General features: G+C 66.4%; 20 protein-coding genes. 11 read left to right on the top strand and 9 right to left on the bottom strand.

The genetic code is table 11. The annotated features are described in order from the left end of the window. The first annotated feature begins 245 nt into the window (after positions 1 to 245). The 3 genes from ACI6S0_RS02485 to ACI6S0_RS02475 are packed head-to-tail and all read left to right on the top strand — an operon-like array spanning position 246 to position 2,853. The gene (locus ACI6S0_RS02485; RefSeq protein ID WP_434404832.1) at positions 246 to 1,325 is read left to right on the top strand and encodes a glycosyl transferase; all 1,080 of its coding nucleotides are present in this window, start codon (positions 246 to 248) and stop codon (positions 1,323 to 1,325) included. Continuing rightward, entirely contained in the window at positions 1,322 to 2,425 is a 1,104-nt protein-coding gene (locus ACI6S0_RS02480) for a CDP-alcohol phosphatidyltransferase family protein (protein ID WP_099234035.1), read from the top strand. Before ACI6S0_RS02485 ends, ACI6S0_RS02480 begins: the two co-directional genes overlap by 4 nt. Continuing rightward, on the top strand, positions 2,422 to 2,853 hold the full coding sequence (locus ACI6S0_RS02475) for an HIT family protein (RefSeq protein WP_434404831.1): 432 nt from the start codon (positions 2,422 to 2,424) through the stop codon (positions 2,851 to 2,853). The genes ACI6S0_RS02480 and ACI6S0_RS02475 overlap by 4 nt, the downstream gene beginning before the upstream one ends. Before the next feature lie 9 nt (positions 2,854 to 2,862). Here the strand turns inward: ACI6S0_RS02475 and ACI6S0_RS02470 are convergent, their stop codons facing one another. Beyond that, positions 2,863 to 3,891 carry an outer membrane beta-barrel protein gene (locus ACI6S0_RS02470; RefSeq protein WP_434404830.1) on the bottom strand — a complete coding sequence of 343 codons (1,029 nt, stop codon included), beginning with the start codon at positions 3,889 to 3,891 and terminating at the stop codon, positions 2,863 to 2,865. 176 nt (positions 3,892 to 4,067) lie between these two features. Between ACI6S0_RS02470 and ACI6S0_RS02465 the strand changes: the two genes are divergently transcribed. Beyond that, entirely contained in the window at positions 4,068 to 5,273 is a 1,206-nt protein-coding gene (locus tag ACI6S0_RS02465) for a BamA/TamA family outer membrane protein (protein WP_434404829.1), read from the top strand. A gap of 244 nt (positions 5,274 to 5,517) precedes the next feature. On the opposite strand, the gene ACI6S0_RS02460 is transcribed toward ACI6S0_RS02465, so the two are convergent. After that, positions 5,518 to 6,288: a sugar phosphate nucleotidyltransferase gene (locus ACI6S0_RS02460; protein ID WP_434404828.1), complete on the bottom strand. Its 771-nt coding sequence runs from the start codon at positions 6,286 to 6,288 to the stop codon at positions 5,518 to 5,520. Positions 6,289 to 6,414: 126 nt separating this feature from the next. Between ACI6S0_RS02460 and ACI6S0_RS02455 the strand changes: the two genes are divergently transcribed. After that, the gene (locus tag ACI6S0_RS02455; protein WP_434404827.1) at positions 6,415 to 7,761 is read left to right on the top strand and encodes a lipopolysaccharide biosynthesis protein; all 1,347 of its coding nucleotides are present in this window, start codon (positions 6,415 to 6,417) and stop codon (positions 7,759 to 7,761) included. 95 nt (positions 7,762 to 7,856) lie between these two features. On the opposite strand, the gene ACI6S0_RS02450 is transcribed toward ACI6S0_RS02455, so the two are convergent. The 3 genes from ACI6S0_RS02450 to ACI6S0_RS02440 form a co-directional block, all read right to left on the bottom strand. Next, positions 7,857 to 8,219, bottom strand: coding sequence for a hypothetical protein (locus tag ACI6S0_RS02450; RefSeq protein ID WP_434404826.1), 363 nt, complete (start codon positions 8,217 to 8,219; stop codon positions 7,857 to 7,859). A 105-nt stretch (positions 8,220 to 8,324) separates the two neighbouring features. Further along, on the bottom strand, positions 8,325 to 9,116 hold the full coding sequence (locus tag ACI6S0_RS02445) for a nucleotidyltransferase family protein (protein WP_434404825.1): 792 nt from the start codon (positions 9,114 to 9,116) through the stop codon (positions 8,325 to 8,327). A gap of 40 nt (positions 9,117 to 9,156) precedes the next feature. Continuing rightward, on the bottom strand, positions 9,157 to 10,641 hold the full coding sequence (locus ACI6S0_RS02440) for a M23 family metallopeptidase (protein ID WP_434404823.1): 1,485 nt from the start codon (positions 10,639 to 10,641) through the stop codon (positions 9,157 to 9,159). Between the two features lie 285 nt (positions 10,642 to 10,926). Between ACI6S0_RS02440 and ACI6S0_RS02435 the strand changes: the two genes are divergently transcribed. Together ACI6S0_RS02435 and ACI6S0_RS02430 are read left to right on the top strand one after the other, a co-directional pair. After that, complete coding sequence (locus tag ACI6S0_RS02435; protein ID WP_434404821.1) at positions 10,927 to 13,911, top strand: helicase-related protein; 2,985 nt, start codon at positions 10,927 to 10,929, stop codon at positions 13,909 to 13,911. A gap of 19 nt (positions 13,912 to 13,930) precedes the next feature. Then, positions 13,931 to 14,215: an RNA-binding S4 domain-containing protein gene (locus ACI6S0_RS02430; protein WP_010337495.1), complete on the top strand. Its 285-nt coding sequence runs from the start codon at positions 13,931 to 13,933 to the stop codon at positions 14,213 to 14,215. 21 nt (positions 14,216 to 14,236) lie between these two features. Here the strand turns inward: ACI6S0_RS02430 and ACI6S0_RS02425 are convergent, their stop codons facing one another. The 3 genes from ACI6S0_RS02425 to purM all read right to left on the bottom strand — a co-directional run bounded on the left by ACI6S0_RS02425 (position 14,237) and on the right by purM (position 17,391). After that, entirely contained in the window at positions 14,237 to 15,028 is a 792-nt protein-coding gene (locus tag ACI6S0_RS02425) for a MipA/OmpV family protein (protein ID WP_434404820.1), read from the bottom strand. Positions 15,029 to 15,229: 201 nt separating this feature from the next. Continuing rightward, positions 15,230 to 16,180 (bottom strand): phosphoribosylglycinamide formyltransferase, encoded by a 951-nt coding sequence (purN, locus tag ACI6S0_RS02420; protein ID WP_434404819.1) that lies wholly within the window; start codon positions 16,178 to 16,180, stop codon positions 15,230 to 15,232. A 116-nt stretch (positions 16,181 to 16,296) separates the two neighbouring features. Further along, on the bottom strand, positions 16,297 to 17,391 hold the full coding sequence (gene purM / locus ACI6S0_RS02415; protein WP_434404818.1) for a phosphoribosylformylglycinamidine cyclo-ligase: 1,095 nt from the start codon (positions 17,389 to 17,391) through the stop codon (positions 16,297 to 16,299). A 242-nt stretch (positions 17,392 to 17,633) separates the two neighbouring features. Here purM and ACI6S0_RS02410 point away from each other — a divergent pair, with 242 nt between their 5' ends. Genes ACI6S0_RS02410 through ACI6S0_RS02395 form a run of 4 tightly spaced genes read left to right on the top strand, consistent with a single transcriptional unit; the run spans position 17,634 to position 23,231 of the window. Further along, positions 17,634 to 18,929, top strand: a complete 1,296-nt coding sequence (locus tag ACI6S0_RS02410; protein ID WP_434404817.1) for a heavy-metal-associated domain-containing protein — start codon at positions 17,634 to 17,636, stop codon at positions 18,927 to 18,929. Further along, positions 18,926 to 19,558, top strand: coding sequence for an HdaA/DnaA family protein (locus ACI6S0_RS02405; RefSeq protein ID WP_004211120.1), 633 nt, complete (start codon positions 18,926 to 18,928; stop codon positions 19,556 to 19,558). The genes ACI6S0_RS02410 and ACI6S0_RS02405 overlap by 4 nt, the downstream gene beginning before the upstream one ends. 3 nt (positions 19,559 to 19,561) lie before the next feature. Then, positions 19,562 to 21,700 carry an RNA degradosome polyphosphate kinase gene (locus ACI6S0_RS02400; RefSeq protein WP_017500247.1) on the top strand — a complete coding sequence of 713 codons (2,139 nt, stop codon included), beginning with the start codon at positions 19,562 to 19,564 and terminating at the stop codon, positions 21,698 to 21,700. Between the two features lie 7 nt (positions 21,701 to 21,707). Further along, positions 21,708 to 23,231 (top strand): Ppx/GppA phosphatase family protein, encoded by a 1,524-nt coding sequence (locus ACI6S0_RS02395; protein ID WP_434404816.1) that lies wholly within the window; start codon positions 21,708 to 21,710, stop codon positions 23,229 to 23,231. Positions 23,232 to 23,252: 21 nt separating this feature from the next. Here ACI6S0_RS02395 and ACI6S0_RS02390 read toward each other — a convergent pair whose 3' ends face one another. Further along, the gene (locus ACI6S0_RS02390; RefSeq protein WP_234781536.1) at positions 23,253 to 23,438 is read right to left on the bottom strand and encodes a Trm112 family protein; all 186 of its coding nucleotides are present in this window, start codon (positions 23,436 to 23,438) and stop codon (positions 23,253 to 23,255) included. Positions 23,439 to 23,440: the final 2 nt, after the last annotated feature.

The following is a 23,440-nucleotide window of genomic DNA, read 5'->3' as shown; positions in this document are numbered from 1 at the left end:
GATGGGGGTCCGCATAACGAAAAATCTGCAAAGGTCCAGCACTGAGACCATGATTCTGCCCCGGCGGCCCTTGTTGCAAATCGATTGCAAATAATCATTGCCGAAGAGGGGCTTCGGCTTGCGTCCCGCGCCAGCCACGCTAGAGCGACCTCGTTTCGCTCCCCCTCGCATTGCGACGCGGGGCGAAGTAAAGCAAACGCAGGTCATGCCCCTGCGGCGGCGAATATCTGTGGGGACCGCCTTCATTGCCGATCGACATCGCCTTTCTTGCCATTGCCGAAGCGCAGCAGGTGTTCCACTGGCTGCCGGCCGCCCTTGAACTGGGCAAGCGCGCGGATGTGCGCGTCCATGTGCTTTCGCCCTCACGCCTGATTCTCGATCTGGTCGCCAGCTATGATCCCGAAGGACGGCTCGACCTCATCAAGCTGCGTCGCCCCTCGACCAAGCCCGATTCCCTGTTCCGCCTGCCTTCGCGGCTGGCGACGCTGCTGCTCAACTATCGCGCCATCGCCCGCTTCCCGACCCTGGTGACGACGGAAATCACCAGCGCCTGGCTGAAACGGGTGCCCGGCTTTGCCACCCGCCTGGTCCTGATCAAGCATGGCGCGGGCGACCGGGCCGGCGGCTACAAGCAGCGCCACGTCGATTTCGACCTGACCATCGTCGCGGGCGAGAAGGATCGGCGGCGGATGATCGAATATGGCCTTTGCACCGACGCCAATTGCCTGGTCGGCGGCTATGCCAAGTTCGAACTGCGCGCGCCGCGCCGCCCCTTGTTCGACGATGACAAGCCGGTGCTGCTCTACAATCCGCATTTCGACCCGTGCCTGTCCTCCTGGGTGAGGCACGGGCCGCAGGTCATGGCCGCGCTCGAAGCGCTGCAGGGCTGGAACGTCATCATCGCGCCACATGTGAAGCTCGCCCGGCGCGTCCCGCCAATCCACAGCGACAAGCCGCATATCCGCGTCGACATGGGCAGCCGCCACTCGATCGACATGAGCTACACGACCAGCGCCGACGCCTATCTGGGCGACGTGTCGAGCCAGGTTTACGAGTTTCTGCTCACCCCCCGCCCCTGCATCTTCCTCAACCTCGACCATCATGACTGGCGCGAGGATCAGGCCTTTGCCCATTGGCGTCTGGGCCAGGTGATCGACCGCGCCGATGCGCTTCAGGGCGCGCTCGATCGGGCAGCGGACTTGCAACCGGGCCTGGTTGCTGCTCAGGAAGCGGCAATGCAGGATAGTATCGATCTTTCCCCGGTCCCCGCTTCGCAGCGGCAGGCCGCCCTCATCCTCGATTTTGCGCAGAAGGCACAGGCATGATGCAGACGATCAGCACCACCCTCGGCCCAGTTCGCCTGCTCGGCGAGAACGCGACCCCGATCTGGGGCATGTCCAACGCCGAACGCAATCGCCGCATGGCGGAAAGCGCGGCCAAGAATGGCAGCACGCTGGCGCCGGGCCATGAACTGGTCTTCAACCTCGCCTATGCCTTCGACCCGCTGCTGCTGCGGCTGGTGCTGGAAACGCCCGGCACGATGTTCGCCTGGGCCGGCCAGCCGATCGTCGGCCAGGTGCCCGCGGGCAGCGACCCGATGCAGGCCAGCGGCCTCATCGACCTGTCGGACGGACGCAAGCTCTACAATCGCCAGTTGCGCAAGCTGGAACAGCCGATGGTGCGCGAACTGGTGCCCCAGACCCGCAAGGCGATCGAGCGGCAAAGCTATTTCGGCGCCTATAAGGGCGTCACCGACCTGCTGACCAAATATCTCTGGCCCGAACTGGCACTGATCCTGACGCGCATCGCCGCGCAGCTGAAGATGACGCCGAACATGGTGTCGGTGATCGGCGTGACGCTCTGCCTCGTCGCCACCTTCCTGTTCGCCAAGGGGCTGTTCTGGACCGGCTTCCTGTGCGGCTTCATCTTCATGGTGCTGGACACGGTGGACGGCAAGCTGGCCCGCTGCACCATCACCTCGTCCAAATGGGGCAATGTGATCGACCATGGCGTCGACCTGGTCCACCCGCCCTTCTGGTGGTATTTCTGGGGCGTGGGCCTCACCTATTGGGGTCTGGGCCTGTCGGCCGGCACCTTCACCTTCATCATGACCGCGGTGATCGCGGGCTATATCCTCCAGCGCCTGATCGAGGGGATGTTCCTCAAGGACTTCAAGATGGACATCCATGTCTGGCGTCCGTTCGACAGCCAGTTCCGCCTGATCACCGCCCGCCGCAACCCGAACATGGTGATCCTGTTCGTGGCACTGCTGTTCGGCCGGCCCGACATCGGCCTGATCGCGCTTGCCTGGTGGACCATCATCTCGCTGGTCGTCCATGCCGTGCGCCTCGCCCAGGCCTATATCGTCCACCGCTCCGGCCGGCCGATCGTCAGCTGGATGGATGAGGCAGAGGCAGCGGCATGAACGCCACCATCGCGAAATTCGGCTGGCCCGCGACGCTGGTTGCCGAGTTCGACCATTGGGTCGTGCTGCTGCGCCCGGCCCAGCCGACGCTGGGATCGCTGGTGCTGGCGGCCAAGAGCGACGCGACCGCGTTTGGCGACCTGCCGGGCGCGGCGCATGCCGAACTCAAGACCGTCACCGCCGCGATCGAGGCCGCGCTGACCCGCGCGGTCGGCTATGCCAAGATCAACTATCTGATGCTGATGATGGTCGACCCGCATGTCCATTTCCACGTCATCCCCCGTTATGACGGGGAACGCAGCGCCGCCGGCCTGACCATCGCCGACGCCGGCTGGCCGGGCCAGCCCGACCTTGGCAGCGCGGTCAAGATTGACAGCGAAGCTGACACGGCGCTGCGCGATTGGCTGAAGGGGTATTTCACGGCCTGACCGAACGGATCAGGGCCGAAAAGTCAGGCTCAGCACGAACCGGTTCGATTCCTTGCCCCAATTATATTCGGCCTGCATCGCCCAGTGGCTGGACAGTTCCAGATTGGCGCCGCCGATCGCGGCCCAAGGCCGGCTGCTCTTGAGGTCAACCTTGTAGCGCAGGTTGACACCATCGCCGTCCTCGAACAGCGCGCCGCTGCGCACCAGGCCCGATACGGTCACGTCCATGTCGTAATAATTGGCGCCGACATAGGGTGTCAGCATGACATCCTTGCCCAGCGCAAAGCGCGGGCCGACGCGGCCGGCGATATTGGTCATCTTCATGTCGGACCGGTCCTTGGCCGACACGCTGATCGTCTTGGCCAGCGACAGGGCGGCGAACCAGTGGTCTGTGCCATAGCCCAATATGCTGCCGAAGGTGAAAGACGTGTTGTCCACATCGGCCGTGAAAGGCAGCTGGGTATGGCCGCAGGGCTTGGCGGGGCGACAGAAGGGAAAAGGCACGAAGGCATCGAGGTCGATGTCGACCCCGACATTGACATGCCCCTTCACCTTGCCGACCCCGGCGAACAAGTTGAGGAAGGGGAACAGCCAGACATCCGCCTTGAATTCGGTGTTGCTGCTGTGGCTTTCCATTTGCGTCGTCGTGACGAACGGCACTTCCAGCAATGCCCCCCCTGCGGGCGGATCCTCCCCCTTGGCGATGGCGATCGCCAGGTTCCGGCTGTCCATATTCTGGATATTGTGGATCAGCATGCCGCTGGCGCCCAGCGCCCGCTGGATATGATAACCGCGCTCGATTGCCGCGCGCCCGCCAATCGGCAGCAGCGGATATTTTTCGCGTTCGGGCGGAGGTTCGGGAGCCGGCTCCGTGGCGGCCACCGGAACAGCCGGATCGGCAGGGCCACTGGCTGCGCCGGCGTCTGCCGTCACCTGGGTAATGATCGGTACGGGCGACAATTCCTCCGCCTGCGCCCGGCCTATCACACCCAGCGGCGCAGCCAGCATCGCGACGGATAGCAGCGTCAGTCTTCGCATCGCCATCATCCCCTGTCCCCCGGCCGCGTCCCCATTCTTCCGGGCCAAGCAGACTATATGCGGGAAAGGCCGCCTCGTGGCTTCTGGGTAATTTCCCCATTGCGACTGCACATTTCCCCCGATAGCGCCGCCCCTATCTCCCTCTAGGCTGGTCCGATATGACAGGGAGACATGGCGTGCGACACGCGCTGGCCGGGCCAAGCCTGATGATGTGCCTGGGCATGGCCCTGCCCGCCGCTGCCCAGAACAGCCCTTCGCGCGAGATCATGGATCAGGCGCAGAGCGTCCAGGCCGGCGAGGCCAAGGACGACGGCAGCGCGCGCCCCCCTGCCCCCGACGCAGCGCTTCCCTCGACCCCGCCCAGCACCAAGCCGGACCTGGTGATCGCGCCGATCCCCCTGTCCAATCCGGCAATGGGCACCGGTCTCGGCGGCGCGGCCGTGCTCTATTATAATCCCAACGGATCGTCCCGCCCCTGGATCAGCGCGGTCGGCGGCGGCTATACCAGCACCGATAGCTGGGGCGCGGGCGTGTCGCACAATATGACGCTTGCCGACGACCGGCTGCGCTTTCAGGGTTTGGCCGGCTATGGCATCGCCAATCTGCGCTTCTACGGCATCGGCGCCAATGCGGGTGCATCCAATCTGTCGATCAAGCTGCGCGACAAGGCCTTCGCCGCCATGGTCGACACCCAATATCAGATCTTCAGCAAGGGCTTTCTGCGCCATCTCTCCTTTGGCGCGCGCCTCTATTATCTGAACATGGATGCCCGCGCCTCGCTGCCCCTGCCCAATCATCCCAACCTGACGCCGCCCGCGATTGAGCGGCACAGCCAGATTGCGATGCTCGGCCCTTCCTTCACCTTCGACAGCCGCAACAATCCGGTCGATCCGCGCAAGGGCGTCTACACCACCGGATCACTGACCTATGGCGCCGACTGGCTGGGCAGCGACTTCACCCATCACAAGTTGCAGATTGCGGGCAATGGCTATTTCCCGCTGGGGCGCGAAACCGTGCTGGTGGTGCGCAAGACGCTGTGCGAGGCGTCGGACGGCGCGCCCTATTATGACCTGTGCCTCTATGGCCAGAATGGCGACCTGCGCGGCTATGAGACCGGCCGCTATCGCGACCGGGCCAGCTGGGCGCTGCAGGGCGAGGTGCGCCAGCATCTGTTCGGCAAGATCGGCATGGTCGCCTTCGGCGGCATCGGCGGCATTGCGCGCAGCGGCAAGGATATCTGGAAACACACCAAGATGCTGCCGGCCGGCGGTTTCGGCCTGCGCTATCTCGCCTCGAAGGAGGCCAATGTGAATCTGCGGGCCGACATCGCCTGGGGCAAGGACGGCGCCGCCTTCTATTTCGGGATCGGGGAAGCCTTCTAGTTAGGGTAGACAGATCAGACGGTCGGCAAACGAGCAGAAGCGGACATTCCTCCCCGGCACGGGGAGGTGGCAGCGCGAAGCGCTGACGGAGGGGCAGGTGCCTCTTAGCGCTGCGCTATCCGGCCTGTGCCCCTCCACCATTTGCTACGCAAATGGTCCCCCTCCCCGTACCGGGGAGGAATGGCAGGAAACCACCCATCCCGGCCATTTGGCAGTCGCCGAATTGGCTACGCAACCCGGCGCGTCAGGCTCCGTAACGCCCCTGCGATACCCATTTCTCGGTCAGCGCCTTGGCCGCATCGACATCCTGCGGGAAGTCGACTTCCTGCCACTCCAGCCCCTCGATCGACACGGTGCCGACCCGGTTACCCTTGGCGATGATGTCGATCGCGCGCAGATACCAGCGGGCGACGCCTTCGGGCGTGCGCATCATCTGGTCGACCTGGTTGCGGAAGATCGCCGGCCCTTCGCCCACGAACGCCAGCATGCCGATCGATTCGGCATTGGTGTCGGGCGGCAGCAGCCGCTTGCCGATATGGTGCAGGCGACCGGTCTCGTCCCGGTTCACCTTCATGTCGTCATCGTCATAGTCGCCGTCGGGCTTCACATCGACGGTGACGGTGATCGCGTCCTTCGCACCCGAGACCAACTTCGCGACGATCTCGTCCGACACGATCGTGTCGCCGTTCAGGATGATGAAGTCCTGGTCCATCTCCTCGCGCGCGATCCAGCAGCTGCCCAGATTGTCGGCGACCTGGAAGAAGGGATTGAACAGCGTGCGGATGCGCGCCCCGGTCTCGCGATAAAGCTGCAGCGCATGATCCTCGACCCGCTCGGTGCGGAAGCCGGTGACGACGACGATGTCGGTCACGCCATTGGCGACCAGCGCGGCGATCTGCCAGCTGATCAGGGTGCGGCCGTTGAAGTCGATCATGCACTTGGGCACGTCACGGGTCAGCGGCAGCAGGCGCGAACCCTGGCCGGCGGAGAGGATGATGGCTTTCTTGATGGTCATGCTCGCGCTTTAGAGCGATTTCGCAGCGCAGGGAAGAGAAGGACGCATTTGCGCAATGCGCCGCCCTTCCCTAGATAGACGCCCGCCAGCAACAAACGGCGTGTCACGCGAAAGGCTCCTGTTCCGGTGAAGTTGAAGCGCGCAAAGGGTAGCAGCGCACAGGATGGCTTTGCCCGTATCCTGGCCAATACCGGCTGGTTGCTGGGCGGCAAGGGCGTGGGCGCGGTGCTGAGCCTTGCCTATCTCGCCATCGTCACCCGCACGCTCGGCGTTGCCGATTTCGGCCGCTTCGCGCTGGTGCTGAGCGCGGCCAACGTCATCAAGACGTTGGTGTCCTTTGACAGCTGGCAGATCGTCGTGCGCTATGGCCAGCCGCATCTGGCGGACGGCAACGGCAATGCGCTCAACCGGGTGCTGCGCTTCTGCATCCTGATCGACCTCGCCTCGGCCGTGGCCGGCGGCCTGATCGCCGCGATCATCATCCTGGCCTTTGGCAACCAGCTGCAACTGGGGCCGGGCATGGGGCTTCAGGCCTGGCTGTTCTGCATGGTGATGATGATCACCATCCGCTCCTCCCCCACCGGCATATTGCGCCTGTTCGACCGGTTCGATTCGGCCGCCGTCGCCGAAACCATGATCCCGGTCGGACGGATGATCGGCGCGGGCCTGGCCCTGGCGCTGATGCCCGGCATCACCGGCTTCCTGATCGCCTGGGGCGCCGCCGAATTGCTGTGCGCGGCGGCCTATTGGTATCTCGCCCTGCGCGAAGGCAAGGGACGGCTTGGCAACTGGACCGCCGGCCGGGCGCTCGATGCGCGCCACGAAAATCCGGGCATCGTCGGCTTCCTGACCGCCACCAACCTGCAGACCAGCCTGTCCGCCATGGGACAGCAGGTCGCGGTGCTGGTCGTCGGCCTGTTCGTCGGGCCGGTGGGCGCGGGCCTCTATCGCCTCGCCAACCAGCTCGCCCAGTCGCTGACCAAGATTTCCAGCCTGCTCTCGCGCAGCATCTTCGTCGAACTGTCGCGCACCCAGTCCAACCATGGCGTGGATGCGCTGCGGTCCCTGTTCCGCCGCACCAACCGACTGGCGCTGATCGCCGGCGCCATCATCATTGCGCTGATCCTGACCATCGGCCATCCGCTGCTGGGCCTGATCGCGGGCAAGGAATTCCTGCCCGCCTATCCGCTGCTGATGCTGCTGGGCGTGTCGGCCTGCATCGACCTGGTCGGGGTCAGCTATCGCCCGCTGCTGATGGCGACCGACCGTGCCGGCCTGTCACTGCGCATCACCTTTGCCTCCACCCTGCTGCTGCTGGGGATGCAGGCGGTGCTGTTGCCGATGAACGGCACGATCGGCGCGGCGATCGCCAATATCGTCGCCTCGATCGCCGGCTTCCTGATGATGGGACTTGCCACCCGCCATGCGCTGGCGCTGCGCGATACGCTGCCGCCGGAACCCGACGCGAACTGAGCGACACCAGCGCGCCATCCCTGGATCGAGGGGGGAGAGGAACGACGCGCTGGTGCCGCGCCCGGTTCAGCCTGATGAGACCGGGCTAGGGAAATTCAATAATATTTGAAGGCGGTTACCACCCCATTCTGGGTGCTGCACTTGAACGTCTTCTTGACCGTCTTCTGCTTGCCATCCTTGTCGATCACGACATTGACCAGCGCGCGTACCGCGCCGCGGCTGTCGCTTTTCTTGTCGGTATCCTCGACCTCGCGCAGGGTGACGTCGATCACCCCCTTCTTCGCGCCCTGGGCCTTGGCTTCGTTCAGGCAGGCGGCCACCGATACGTCGCGGGCATCGTTGCTGACCGGAGTGACCGGGGTCGGCGCCGGCGGCGGGGGCGCCGCTTCGGGCACTGTCTGTGCCATCAGGACGAGGGTGGCGGGCAACAATGCCGCCAGGGGCAGAATCTTGCGCATGCGGGTGCTCCCTTCATCGGGCCCATCTGCCGGGTCCGATTGTTTCTAGCATGCAGCCACAGCGCGCGGCATCGGGAATAACCCGATAGGGAAACGCCCGGCCCCTTAGCGCGCGAGGATGGATTCGATCAGCACGATGTCGTCGGGCTTGTCGGCATCGATGCAGGCTTCCGCCTGGTCCATCGCCACCAGCCGCGCGGTCAAGCCGAAACGCCGCCCCACCCGCGCAATGCCGCCGCGCAGGGTCAGGATGCGCAGCAGCGCGCCGACCAGCGCCAGCGGGCCGAAGGCGGACAGGATCTTCCAGCCCTTCTTCCGGTCCTGCTCGACATCCTGCCATAGCGCGATCACCGGCCGCGCCTTGGCACTGCCGAACCAGAAGATGTTCGCGCCCGACCACCAGCCGTCGCGGAATTTGAGCCAGGTGCGGCGCGACTGCGGATAATGGGCCAGCAGGGTCGTCTTTTCGACCATGGCGACGGCGATGTCGGCGCCCGTCGCCTCCGCCACGAACTGATCCAGCATCGCCGCGTCGAGCAGCACATGGTCCGCCGTCGTCATTAGCAGCGGGAAAGGCAGGTCCGCCTTCTCCATCAGCTCCAGCAGCGACGAGGCGATGCCCTTGCCGCCGCGCTCGAACCGCACGCGCGGATCGCTCGCCAGCCAGGCTGTGGCCGGATCATCGGCGAAATATTCGGGATTCTGCGTCAGCACCACCAACTGGCCGATCGCCGGATGGGCAAGCAATGCGCGCGCCGGGCGGTTGATCATCGGCTCCCCCGCGACCGGCACCAGCGGCTTGACCGGCACGCCGGCAGCGGTGGCGAGCGGATCGGCGATCGGCCGCGCCCCGGCCAGCAGGATCGCGGTAATGGTGGCGGGATGGAAGGATGTCATGCCCGCTCGTTAGCCGAGCGAGCCACCGCCGCAAAGCCGCTTATTTCCCCGCAGCAGCCGGTGCGCCCGCGGTCGGCGCGGCCGCCGCCACCTCATGCGTGCCGACCTTCAGCCCCTTGAGCTGGGCCAGGCGCGCGCGGAAGGCGACCAGATTGCTGCCGGTCAGTTGCGCCGTCGTGGTGAACTTCACCGACAGCGGATTGACCACCTGCCCACCCCGATACAGCTCATAATGAAGATGCGGACCGGTCGACAGGCCGCTGGAGCCGACATAGCCGATCACCTGGCCGCGCCGCACCCGCTGGCCCGGCACCGCCGCGATCCGGCTCATATGGGCATAGCCGGTGGCCAGGCCCCCGCCATGGGAAATGCGGACATAATTGCCATGGCCGCCATGGCGGCCGGCAAAGGCGACCACGCCGTCAGTCACGGCATAGATGGGCGAACCATAGCGCGCGCCGAAATCGATGCCGGCATGCATGCGGGTATAGCCCAGGATCGGATGGCGACGCATGCCGAAGCCCGACGTCATGCGGGCGCCGTCGACCGGCGCGCCCAGCACGCCGCGTTTTTCACCCACGCCCGATGCCTCGAACCATTCGGTGCGGCCCTCGCTGGTCCATTTCAGCATGTCGACCGCCTTGCCCCGCGCCCGGCGGAAACCGGCATAGAGCAGCTCGCCCACCTCGACATCGCCGGTTTCGGCACGATGATATTCGGTGATGATGTCATAGCGGTCGCCTGCGCCGATCGATCCCAGATCGACCTGCTTGGCGATCACCCGCAGGAAGGCCTGCACCGCCTTGGGCGGCGCGCCAGCGGCGCGGGCCGAGCGATAGATGCTGTCGCCGACCACGCCCTGGATGCGCAGCGGGGTATTATCGACGCGAATGGGCACGCGCGTCACCTGCAGCACGCCGCCGACCCGGTTGAGTTCGACCGCCAGGTCGAGCCGCGCGCGGAAATTGAGCTTGTCGAGCGGCCGGGGCGATGTGCGGCTGGCACGACGGCCCAGGATGATATCGAGCCGGGTGCCCGGCTTCACCCCCGCGCCGATATCGCCGCCGACCATGCTGGTCACGGTCGCGACATCGCCGCTACTGACCCCGGCACGCGACAGGGCGCGGGCCAGCGTGTCGCTGCTGCCAATCTGGGCATTGAGCTCGATCTGCGGCCGTTCGGGCGTTTCCTTGAGCGGCTGCACCGCATCGGTCGCGCCCATCCGCCGGCCGCTGTCCGCGCCCAGCGCCAGCGGCGTGATCATCTGGCTGCGCACCTCGTCATATTGGGCTGGCGTCAGCAGCGGTTCGGGCGCGCCGGGCACTGGCTGGAAACCGGGCGAGAGATAGAGGGCGGTGGCGCACAGGCCGAAACAGGTGGCAAGGCCGCGAAACCAGGTAAGGCTGCCGACATTCTGACCCAGGTCCGGAACCAGATTGACGTCCTCCGCCCAGTCGCGCAGGCGCGTGCGCCAGTCGCGCGGCGCCGCCGGTCGCTGCAGGCTGTCCGCCAGCCATAGCGACATGGACGCGCCACCCTGCTGAAAACCCGACTGATTATCCTGGAACAAAAGCCGCAACCCCCGGGGTGCTTTTTATCGCATCGCCAACGCAATGGTCCCCGCGCCATGCGTCGGACCGCACCCTTGTGAACGCGCAGGGTTAAAGTCAATTTAAGACGCCGCCATGACCCGCGCCGCTGCGACGAAACGTGCCCATGGCCGGGCAGATTCCCGTTAACCAACGGAACATCGGGCGGATCGCGCAAAGTCCTTGCCCTGCCCGCCATCCTGCACGACATAGGCCCCATCATGGCCCAGTTCGCCCGTTCGCCCGTCACCGCTGTGCTGGGCCCCACCAATACCGGCAAGACCCATCTCGCCGTCGAGCGCATGTGCGGCCATTCGAGCGGCATGATGGGCTTTCCGCTGCGCCTGCTGGCGCGCGAAGTCTATGACCGCATCGTCGCGATCAAGGGCGCGCAGCAGGTCGCCCTCATCACCGGCGAGGAAAAGATCGTGCCGCCGGGCGCCCGCTATTTCCTCTGCACCGCCGAATCCATGCCCATCAGCGGCGTAGGCCGGCAGGCCGGAGCCGACACAAAAAAGGCCGGCAGGGAAGCCGCCGCGATGACCGGCGGCCTCAGCGATTTCGCCTTTGTCGCGCTGGACGAGGCGCAACTGGGCGCCGATCCCGAGCGGGGCCATATCTTCACCGACCGCATCCTGCGCGCGCGCGGCCGGGAGGAAACGATGATCCTGGGCTCCGCCAGCATCGCCAGGACGGTGAAAAGCCTGGTCCCGGAGGTCGAGATCATCGGCCGGCCGCGCTTCTCCACCCTCTCCTATGCCGGCGCCAAGAAGCTGTCGCGCCTGCCGCGCCGCTCGGCGATCGTCGCCTTCTCGGCCGAGGAAGTCTATGCCGTGGCGGAAATGCTGCGCCGCTTCCGGGGTGGTGCAGCGGTGGTGATGGGCGCGCTGTCGCCGCGCACCCGCAACGCCCAGGTACAGATGTTCCTGAATGGCGATGTCGATTATCTGGTCGCCACCGACGCGATCGGCATGGGCCTCAACCTCGACGTCGCCCATGTCGCCTTCGCCTCGCTGCGCAAGTTCGATGGTCGCCGCTCGCGCCGGCTGACGGTCGCCGAAATGGCGCAGATCGCCGGCCGCGCCGGGCGCCATCACAGGGATGGCACCTTTGGCAGCCTGGGGTCGGAGGATGGCGATGCCGCCTTTACGCCGGAAGAGATCGAGGCGATCGAGGCGCATCGCTTCCCTTCCGTCGACCAGCTTTTCTGGCGCGACGGCGCGCCGCGCACTGACAGCATCGATCATCTGATCATCGATCTGGAGGCGCGGCCCGATCGCCCGGAACTGCGCGCGGCGCCGCAAGCGGTCGATCTCGCCGTGCTGCGCCGCATGGCCGAAGATCCCGAGGTCCAGACCCGTGTCCGCTCCAAGCGCGATGTCGAACGGCTCTGGGCCGCCTGTGGCCTGCCCGATTTCCAGAAGCTGGGCGCGGAGCATCATGCCCGCACCGTGGCGCGCATCTGGCGTTTCATCGCCGGCAATGGATCGGGCTTTGGCGGCCATATCCCGCGCGACTGGTTCGCCCAGCAGATCGCCCGCCTCGATTCGGTCCAGGGCGATATCGACACCTTGTCGGGACGGATCGCCGCCGCTCGCACCTGGTCCTATATCGCCCATCGTCCCGACTGGCTGGCCAATCCGGTGGAGATGGCCGAACGCACGCGCATGCTGGAAGAAAAGCTGTCCGATGCGCTGCATGCGGCCCTGACGCAGCGTTTCGTGGACCGACGCACCTCTGTTCTGCTAAGGGATATCGGACAGAATGCGAGCAATCTGCCGGTCACGGTCGACCCGGATGGGACGGTCTGCGTCGATGGCGAGACGATCGGGCGACTTGACGGATTTCGTTTCTCAGTCGATCCCGCTACGCGACTCCAGGACAGAAAGCTGTTGCTGGCGGCGGCGGAAAGGCGCCTTGGAAAGGTATTACGAGTGAAGGCTGACGAATTGATGAGCGCTGCGGATACGGATTTCGCGCTCATGGACGATGCGGGACAGACGCCGGGCATCGCCTGGCAGGGCACCCCGGTCGCAACGCTGATGGCGGGCGCAGGCCTGCTCGCGCCCGAAATCCGGCTCGATCGCGCGCTCGCCGCGCTGGGCCCGGATGTGCAGAAGCAGGTGACCACCCGTCTGGCGACCTGGTTCGAGGCGCAGAAGCAGAAGCATCTGCTGCCGCTGGTCAAGATGAGCGAAAGCGCTGCCGATCCGGCCGTGCCCGCCGTCGTCCGCGCGGTCTTCGCCCAGCTGGCCGATGCCGGCGGCGTCGCGCCGCGACTCGACCTTGATTCGGCGCTCGGCCATCTCGACAAGGATCAGCGCCATCTGCTGCGCCGTGCCGGCATCGATATCGGCGTGCTCGATCTCTATCATCCCGGCCTGTTGAAGCCGGGCGCAGCGCGCTGGCGCGCGGCGTTGCAGGCGGCCCGCATCGGCAAGCCCTGCCTGCCGCTGCCCCAGCCGGGCCTGACCCTGATCCCGACCGGCGACAAGCTCCAGGAAATGGGCGCCCGCATTGCGGGCTTCCGCAGCTTTGGCCCGCAAATGCTGCGCATCGACATGGCCGAGCGCATGGCCCGCACCGCGCATGAGACGATCGCGAAGAATGAGCCGTTCAGCGCGCTCAGCCCGCAGATCGTGTCGCTGGGCCTGAGCGAAGAAGCCTTCCTGCAGCTGATGCGCGCCGCCGGCTTCCGCCCGATCGATCCGGTGCCGACCCCGGCGCCCGTCGCCGAGGTACCGGCCGAAGCCGCGCCCGCTGTGGAAGGCACGGACGTGGTCGAAGCGACCGATGCTGCGCCTGAAGCCGCAGTGGAAGCCGTTGCCGAGGCCCCCGTCGAAGCGGACGCGGAGACGCCTGCCGAAGCGGCAACCGAAACCCCGGCCGAAGCGCCCGTCGCCGCCACCGGCGCCAACTGGGTGTTCAAGGGTCGGCAGAAGGGCCGCCCGCAGGGCGATCGTGGTCCGCGCGGCCCCCGCCGCGACCAGCAGCAGCGCCCCGAAGGCAAATTTGCCGGCAAGGGCGACACTCGCGGTGAAGGTCGTGGCGACAACCGTGGCGGCAAGGGCGGCGATCGCGGCCCGCGCAAGGGTGGCGACCGCGACGATAATCGCGCGCCGCGCGCTACCCCCGCCAGCCACAAGGCCGCGACCAGCAACCATGCCTTTGCCGGCCTGGCCGAACTGCTGGGGCGCAATGGCTGACCCCAAGGGGGCCATGACAATGCCAGGGACGGGCGTCGGCCCGTCCCTGCGCATCGACAAATATCTGTGGTTCGCGCGCCTGTCGAAAAGCCGATCGACCGCGCAGAAGCTGGCCGAGGACGGCCATATTCGCCTCAACGGCCGGCGCATCGACCGGTCCCATGCGCCGGTGCGCGCCGGCGACCTCATCACCTTTCCCCACGCCGCCGGCGTCCGCGTCGTCCGCGTGATCCAGTTGCCCACCCGGCGCGGCCCCGCGCCCGAGGCGCAGGCCTGCTATGAGGAATTGACGGTCGGCAGCTAAACTTGCCGCCGATCGCCTAGTTCAGAACCGGTAGGCGAGCGCCAGAAAGCCGTTCGGCCGCGTCGCATGCTCGACCAGCGGGCTGTCCTTCACCCGGCCCAGCAGGCTGGTCGCCCCGACCGATCCGGTCACGCTCCAGCGGCTGTCGAGCCGATAGACGATGTTGAGCAGCGCCGAGACATCCTTGAACCCTGCCTTGCCGCGATATTGCGCCAGTCCGGACGCTGCCGCCTCACGCGCATTCACCCCGAAATAGCCATCCATATGCTTGCCGTCGGCAAAGCTGGTGGCGATCGAGGGGGTGATGATGACCTTCGGATTGAGGATGACAGGATAGGAGAGGCTGGCGTCAGCAATGAAGCCGCCGGTGCTGCCGGTAATGCCCTGCGTCGCACCCAGCGTCGCCACCACGCCGCCGCCGGTCAGATTGGCGAACACGCGGCCACCCACGCCCCAGGACAACCGATCGACGCCCGCGGGCACGTCGCGCCGCCGATAGCCGGGCATCGGCGTGACACCCGCGCCGATGGTCAGCGCCCGGTCATCGACCAGATTGAGCCCCACGCCATTGCGGAAATTGGCGAAGAAGCGCCCCTCGACAATGTCGATCGCGGGCAGCGGCAGCACGCGATAATCGTCGGCGCCCTGATAGACCGGCGTCACCGCCGCACCCAGGCCGATGACGATCCGGTCCTTGCTCGGCTGCCCCACCGACTGGCGCGAACTGCTGAGATCCTGCGCCTTGACTGCCACCTGCGCGCCTGCGCCCATGGCAAGCAGCGCGATGCTCGATCGGACCATCGTCGATTTCATTATGCAAATCCCTGTCGAAACGGCCGTCCGAAGATCGACCAGCCCCCATGCCGACGCACGGGCATCCATGGCCGGGCACAATAATTTCCAGGCAATATACTGTAAATACAGCACAATGTTTCCGGACAATGTCCAGCATCGGCCCGACGCAGGAAGATCACAACTCATCCTGCATATTTGTTCGGCCCATCGACCAGATGGTCAGAACTGGTCGGCGATATCCATCAGGCCCAGCAGCCTGCGCGGCGCGATCTGGCGCCAGCTGGCGTGGAGGCGGTCGCTGATGTGGTTCCAGTCGGTGTCGCCCAGGTCCAGGCGAATGCCGACCCAGTCATTGCCGAAATAGGCGGGGCGGTAATAGCGATCCGGGTCGGCCTCGATCAGGGTGGCCTGCTCCTCCGGCGCGGTGGTCTTCACCAGCACGGCGATAATGCCGTCGCCATGATGGTCGCGGGTGAAATAGGCGAATTTCTTGCCCTTGACGATGCCGAAGCAGGGCATGCCGTGCGACACGATCTCGTCTGCCTGCGGCAGCGCCAGCGCGGCTTCACGCACCTTGTTCAGCAGCCAGTCGGGCTGGCGCTCGCGGGTGACGAAATCAGCGAGCGTGCGCGAATAGAGCTGATGCTCGGCGATCAGGATGCGGGCGGCAAGACTGTCGGCGGTGTCGCCGGGCAGGATTGCGACCGGGGTCTGGCCCAGCACTGGGCCGTCGTCCAGTTCGGCGGTGACGATATGGACCGAGCAGCCGGCATGGCTGTCGCCCGCGTCGATCGCGCGCTGATGGGTGTCGAGGCCCTTATATTTGGGCAGCAGGCTGGGATGGATGTTGAGCATCCGGTCTTCCCAGCCGGACACGAATTCGGGCGATAGAAGCCGCATATAGCCGGCCAGCGCGACATATTGGACGCCCGCGGCACGCAGCTGCGCGTCGATCACCGCGTCGAACTCCGCGCGCTTCATGCCCTTGTGGCTCTGGCCGAAGGTGGCAATGCCCTCGGCCGCGGCGAGCGCCAGGCCGGGGGCTTCCGGATCATTGGCCGCGACCAGCACGATCTCGAACGGACAGTCCTGCGCCTTCGCCGCATAGAGCAGGGCCGCCATGTTCGAGCCGCGACCGGAAATCAGGACGCCGATCTTTGCTTTGGTCATAGGGTCTCCCCTCCCGCTGGCGGGAGGGGCCGGGGGAGGGCCTGTCTTAAAGGCGATCCCCTAGAAAACCCTCCCCTAACCCCTCCCGCAGGCGGGAGGGGGATTGGTGGTGCTTGTCAGCCCAGATGCGTGGCGGACCAGTCGGCCTTGGCGCTCCAGGTTTCGGCGCTGCCCTTGACGGTGCAGCCCTTCTCGCCCTCTTCCACGGCACCAATGCGGAACACAGTTTCGCCCGCATCCTCCAGCGCCTTGGTGACGGCGGCGACATGGGCTTCGTCCACGGCCAGCACCATGCCGACGCCGCAGTTGAAGGTGCGCGCCATTTCCTGCGGCTCGATATTGCCCTGCGCCTGGAGGAAGGCCATCAGGCGCGGCTGTTCCCACGCATCGGCATCGACCGTGGCGTGCGCGCCGTCGGGCAGGACGCGAGGGATGTTTTCCAGCAGGCCGCCGCCGGTGATATGGGCGAGGGCGTTTATCATGCCGGCGCGGACCAGCGGCAGCAGGCTCTTCACGTAAATCTTCGTGGGCGCCATCAGCGCGTCGATCAGCAGCACTTCATTGTCGAAGAGCGCCGGGCGGTCGAGCTTCCAGCCCTTGTCGGCGGCGAGGCGGCGGACCAGAGAGAAGCCGTTGGAGTGGACGCCCGAGGAGGCGAGGCCGATGAGGACGTCGCCGGCCTTCACCTTGTTGCCGGTCAGCGCCTTGCTACGCTCCACCGCGCCGACGCAGAAGCCGGCAAGGTCATAGTCGCCATCGCTGTACATGCCCGGCATTTCGGCGGTCTCGCCGCCGATCAGCGCGCATCCGGCAATGCGGCAGCCTTCGGCGATGCCGGCGATGACCCGCTCGGCCACGCCCGACTCCAGCTTGCCGGTGGCATAATAGTCGAGGAAGAAGAGCGGCTCGGCGCCCTGCACGATCAGGTCGTTGGCGCACATGGCAACGAGGTCGATGCCCACGCCGTCATGGCGATCATGGTCGATCGCCAGCTTCAGCTTGGTGCCGACGCCGTCATTGGCAGCGACCAGCAGGGGGTCGTCATAACCGGCGGCCTTGAGATCGAAAAAGCCGCCGAAGCCGCCCAGTTCGGCGTCGGCGCCGGGGCGGCGGGTGGCCTTGGCCAGGGGGGCGATGGCACGGACAAGGGCATTGCCCGCGGCGATGTCGACGCCAGCCTTGGCGTAGCTGTAGGATTCGTTGTCGCTCATGAGGCTGCGCTCTACGTTCGAAACGGTCCGATGTCGAGTTTTGCGCGGCCATTGTCTCCATATCCCGTTCGCCCTGAGCGAAGTCGAAGGGCATCGCCGAGCGGAGCGAGGTGCCTGCGCTGCGTTCAGGTTCAAGCGAGGCACGGACTTGCTTGAAGGCTTCGACTTCGCTCAGCCCGAACGGGGAAGGTCGTGCAGGTTCGCGCTTGGCATGCGGGGCAAATCTCGCCAAAAGGACGCCCGTGATCCTTGCCAAGACTCTTCCCAAGACCCTGCGGCGCCTGTCGTTTCCGCCAGCGCTTGCTCTCCATGCCCTGTCCCGGCCGGCGCAGATCGCCGGCGCGGTGGGAATCGGCCTGGTCGGCGCGGCGCTGTTCGCCCAGATGGAGGGCGAACGCGGCGTCCCGCCGATCGCCAGCGGCGGCGATTATGAGGTGCGCGGCGTGAAGGTCGACGTCCAGGCCGGCAGCGCCGATGCGGCCCGCTATGCCGGCTGGCGGCTGGCCCAGCGTCAGGCCTGGAAGATGCTGTGGACCCGCACCCATGGCGGCACCGGCGTGCCTAGCCTGTCCGATTCGCAGCTCGAAGCCATGATCTCGGGCATCGAGGTCGAATATGAGCAGGCCGGCCCCGGTCGCTATGTCGCGACGCTCGGCATATTGTTCGACCGCGCGCGCACCGGCCAGTTGCTGGGCGTTTCCGGCAATGTGATGCGCTCGCCGCCGCTGCTGGTGATTCCGGTCATGTGGGATGGCGGCTCGGCCGTATCCTATGAACGGGTCAATGAATGGCAGAAGGCCTGGGCGCGTTATCGTACCGGCGACAGTGCGATCGACTATGTCCGGGTCGCGGGCTCGGTCGCCGACCCGGTGTTGCTCAACGCCGGCCAGACCGGGCGGCGCGGCCGCCTGTGGTGGCGCGTGCTGCTCGATCAATATGGCGCGGCCGATGTGGTGATCCCGATGGTGCGGCTCGATCGGCAATGGCCCGGCGGCCCGGTGACGGCCAATTTCACCGCCCGCTACGGCCCCGACAACAGCCTGATCGGCAGCTTCGCGCTGCGTGCCTCGAACGACAGCGGCATCCCGCAGATGCTGGACGAAGGCGCGCGCCGGATCGACGAGCTTTATATTCGAGCGCTCAATGACGGCCGCCTGCGGCCCGATCCCTCGCTGATCATCGAGGAACCGGTCGATCCCAGCGCGCTGGCGATCGAGAATGCGACCGAGGCGCCGATCGAGGCGGTCGACATGCCACTGCCCACCGCCGGCTCCAGCGTCGCCAGCTTCGCGATCCAGTTCGACACGCCCGACGTCGGATCGGTCACCGCCGGCGAATCGGCCTTGCGCAGCATTCCGGGCGTCCGCTCAGCCGCGACCAGCAGCCTGGCGCTGGGCGGCACGTCGGTGATGCAGGTCAGCTTCGAAGGCACGGCCGACGCGCTGCGCACCGGATTGCAGGCACGCGGCTATAGCGTGGCGGTATCGGGCAACACCATGCGCATCTCGCGCCGGCAGGCGCCCGCAGGACAGCCATGAGCCAGATCAGCCTGCCCTTCGAATGGCAGGGCCAGGGCGAGGAGTTTCTGGTGAGCGAGGCCAATCAACTGGCCGTCGCCCATCTGGAACGCTGGCGCGACTGGCCCGTGTCCGTGACCGTGCTGACCGGCCCGCCACTGTCGGGTCGTTCGGCGCTGGGCCGCCAGTTCGTCGCGATGAGCGGCGGCAGCGTGATCGACGATGCCGAGGGGCAGGACGAGCATATGCTGTTCCACGCCTGGAACGAGGCGCAGACCGAGCATCGCCCGCTGCTGATGATCGGCCGCACATCCCCGCTGCGCTGGACGGTGGCATTGCCCGACCTGCGATCGCGGCTGGCCGGATCGCCCCATGTCGCGATCGAGGAGCCGGACGAGGCGCTGGCGCTGGCGCTGATCGAGCGGCGGTTGGGCGCGTCGGGTGCCAGCTTCGCGCCGGACCTTGCCCCCTGGCTGCTCCGGCGGATCGAGCGCAGCTATGGCGCGATTGCAGCGGTGACGGCGCTGCTGGATGAGGCATCGCTGTCATCTGGACGTAAGATTTCGGTCGCACTGGCGAAAGAGGCCCTGCAATCTGCAGGAATCTTGCCTATAGTCCCGCCCGATCCCACCAACGACCAGCGCGAGTAATCCGTGGCCGAAGCCGATCCCATCGCCAGCCTTTCGCCCGCGGGCGAGCGCTATTTCAACCGCGAGCTTTCCTGGCTGGCCTTCAACCAGCGGGTGCTGGAAGAGGCGATGAACCGGGCCCACCCGCTGCTCGAACGGCTTCGCTTCCTGTCGATTTCGGGCGCCAATCTCGACGAATTCTTCTCCGTCCGCGTTGCCGGCCTCAAAGGGCAGCAGTTGCAGGATGTCGATCTGCGATCGGCTGACGGCCTGACACCGGCGCAGCAGCTCGGCGCGATTACCGAGACCACCGCCAGCCTGATGCGCGCCCAGCAGAAGGTCTGGGGCGCGCTGCATGGCGAGCTGGTGCAGGTCGGGATCGAGGTGATCGGTCCGTCCGCGGAAATGGATGCCGGCTGCGCCCAATGGCTGCGCGAACATTTCCTGACCCAGATCTTCCCGATCCTGACGCCCCAGGCGCTGGACCCGGCACATCCCTTCCCCTTCATCCCCAATCAGGGGCTGTCGATCGTCTTCGATCTGGAGCGTCTGTCGGACAAGCAGCCGATCCGCGAACTGGTGATGATCCCCTCCTCGCTAGCCCGCTTCGTGCGCATTCCGGGCGAGCCGATGCGCTACATGGCGCTGGAGGCGGTGATCCGCCGCTTCTCGGCCGATCTCTTCCCCGGCTATCGCGTCCGCAACAGCGGCGTGTTCCGCATCATCCGTGACAGCGACATCGAGATCGAGGAAGAGGCGGAAGATCTGGTCCGCTATTTCCGCAGCGCCATCAAGCGCCGCCGCCGCGGCCGCGTGATCCGCATGGAGATAGAGGAACGCATCCCCGAACCGGTCGAGGAAATGCTCCAGGACATGCTCCAGGGCCATGAGGCGATCGTCGTCGAGGTGGAGGGCTTCATCGGCATCGGCGACCTTAGCGGCATCGTCGACGCCGACCGCCCCGACCTCAAGTTCGAGCCCTATGCGCCGCGCTTCCCCGAGCGCATCCGCGAATATGGCGGCGACTGTTTCGCCGCGATCCGTGCCAAGGACATCGTCGTCCATCACCCCTATGAGGCGTTCGACGTCGTCATCTCCTTCCTGAAACAGGCCGCGTCCGACCCGGACGTGGTCGCGATCAAGCAGACCCTCTATCGCGCGGGCAAGCAGTCGGCGATCATCCGCGCCCTGATCGACGCGGCCGAGGCCGGCAAATCGGTGACCGCCGTGGTCGAGCTGAAGGCGCGTTTCGACGAGGAACAGAATCTGATGTGGGCCGACGCGCTGGAACGCGCGGGCGTGCAGGTCGTCTATGGCTTCATCGACTGGAAGACCCATGCCAAGGTGTCGATGGTGGTGCGGCGCGAGGGCGACCAGTTCCGCAGCTACTGCCATTTCGGCACCGGCAACTACCACCCGATCACCGCGCGCATCTATACCGATCTCAGCTTCTTCACGGCCGATCCGGCCTATAGCCGCGATGCCGCCGCGCTGTTCAACTACATCACCGGCTATGTCGAGCCGCAGCGGCTGGAAAAGCTGGTCATGTCGCCCCGCGACCTGCGCGACACGCTGTGCGCCTGCATCGATGCGGAGATCGACCATGTCCGCGCCGGCCGCCCCGGCACCATCTGGGCCAAGATGAACAGCCTGGTCGACCCGGCAATCATCGAGAAACTCTATGCCGCCAGCAATGCCGGGGTGCAGATCGACCTGATCGTGCGCGGCATCTGCTGCCTGCGTCCCGGCGTTCCGGGCATGTCGGAAAATATCCGGGTGAAGTCGGTCGTCGGCCGTTTCCTGGAACATAGCCGCATCACCGTCTTCGGCAATGGCAAGGCGCTGCCCAATAATGGCGCGAAGGTCTATATCAGCTCGGCCGACTGGATGCCGCGCAACTTCGACCGCCGCGTCGAATTCCTCGCGCCGGTCGAAAATCCGACCGTCCATGACCAGATTCTGGACCAGGTGATGGTCGCCAATCTGATCGACACCGAACAGAGCTGGGTGCTGGACCGCGACGGCCATTATAGCCGGCTGGAACCGGGCGACCGGCCGTTCAACCTGCACCGCTATTTCATGACCAACCCGTCGCTGTCCGGGCGCGGCGCAGCGCAGGAGCATGGCGCGGTGCCGACCCTGCGCCTGCGTGGCCGGGCCTGATCGCGCCATGAACTCGATGCTCAGCCGCGTGCGCGCCATGGCAGAGACCATGGCGACCTCGCCCGAACCCGCCACCGCGCGCTCGGCGATCATCGACATCGGCTCCAACAGCGTCCGCCTGGTCGTCTATGACGGGCCGCGCCGCATCCCCTTCATCCTGTTCAATGAAAAGGTGATGGCGGGCCTGGGCGCTTCGCTCGCCAGGACCGGTGCGATCGAAGCGGAGGCGATGGAGCGCGGCCTGCGCGCCATCGGCCGCTTCGCCCATCTGTGCCGCGACATGCGCGTCACCGACATACGCTGCGTGGCGACGGCCGCCGTGCGCGATGCCACCAACGGCGCCGAGTTCATCAGCCGTGCCAAGGCGATGGGCCTGACCGTCGAACTGCTGTCGGGCGCGCAGGAGGCGATCGGTGCCGCCATGGGCGTGCTGTCGGGCATTCCCGATGCCGACGGCATTGTCGGCGACCTGGGCGGCGGCAGCCTGGAACTGGCCCGCGTGCGCAAGGGCGCGGTCGAACAGACCATCTCGCTGCCGCTGGGCGTGCTGCGCCTGCCGCAGATCCGGGCCAAGGGGCCGCGCGCGCTTGATCGCTGCGTCGCCAAGATGCTGGAAAAGGCCGGCTGGCAGGCAGAACCGGACCTGCCATTCTACCTTGTCGGCGGCTCCTGGCGCTCGCTCGCCCGCTTCGACATGCAGCTCACCCATTTCTCGCTGCCGGTGGTGCATCAATATGAGATGAGCGCCGCCCGTGCCGAACAGCTCACCCGCATCATCTCCCATGTCGACAAGGGCCGGCTGAAGCAGATCCCGGCCATGACCGGATCGCGCGTGCCGACCTTGCCGGATGCCGCCGCGCTGCTGTCGGTCGTCGTGCGCCAGCTCAAGTCCAGCCGGATGATCGTGTCGGCCTATGGCCTGCGCGAAGGGCTGCTCTACGAAAATCTGCCCGACGATATCCGCGCTCATGACCCGCTGCTGGTCGCGGCCGAGGCAGAGGGCGAGGCGCAGGCCCGCTTCCGCGGCCATGGCGACCGTATCGACCGCTGGATCGCGCCGCTCTTCCCCGACGATGACAAGGATGCCCGCCGCATCCGCCGCGCCGCCTGCCTGCTGGCCGATGTCAGCTGGCGCGCCAATCCCGATTTCCGCGCCGAACGCGGCGTCGAAATCGCCCTGCACAGCAATTGGGTCGGCATCACCGCTGCCGAGCGGGCGATGCTGGGCCAGGCGCTGCACACCCATTTCGGCGGCGATGTCGGCACGCTGCCCAACCTCGACCGCATGGCCAGCCCCGACGCGCTGCGCCGCGCCGCCCTCTGGGGCCTCGCCATCCGCCTGGCCCAGCGCCTGTCGGGCGGCGTCGAAGGCCCGCTCGCCATTTCTCATCTGGAACGACATGGCGACCGCATCGACCTCCACCTGCGCGACGAGGATGCCGATCTCTATGGCGAAGCAGTCGAACGCCGGTTGCGCAACCTCGCCCAGGCCATGGGCCTCAAATATCAATTGCTGGGCGGACAGGGTTAGGCCGACACCGACCGCGCCTGGTCAGGAAAGCGCGATAGCTTCCCGCACGACCAGCACCGGTACGCCGTCGCGCACCGGATAGGCGAGGCCCGCCGCGTCCGACACCAGCGCCTGGCGCGCCGCGTCCCAGCGCAGCGGCGTGCGCGTCACCGGGCAGACCAGCTTGGCCAGCAGCCAGGGGTCGATCGGGGCCGTCTCTTCGCTCATAA

The organism is Sphingobium sp. DN12, assembly GCF_051058005.1.
Lineage (GTDB): Bacteria > Pseudomonadota > Alphaproteobacteria > Sphingomonadales > Sphingomonadaceae > Sphingobium > Sphingobium yanoikuyae.
The sequence above is the reverse complement of the archived record's forward strand: the minus strand, read 5'-3'. Positions and strand labels throughout refer to the sequence as shown.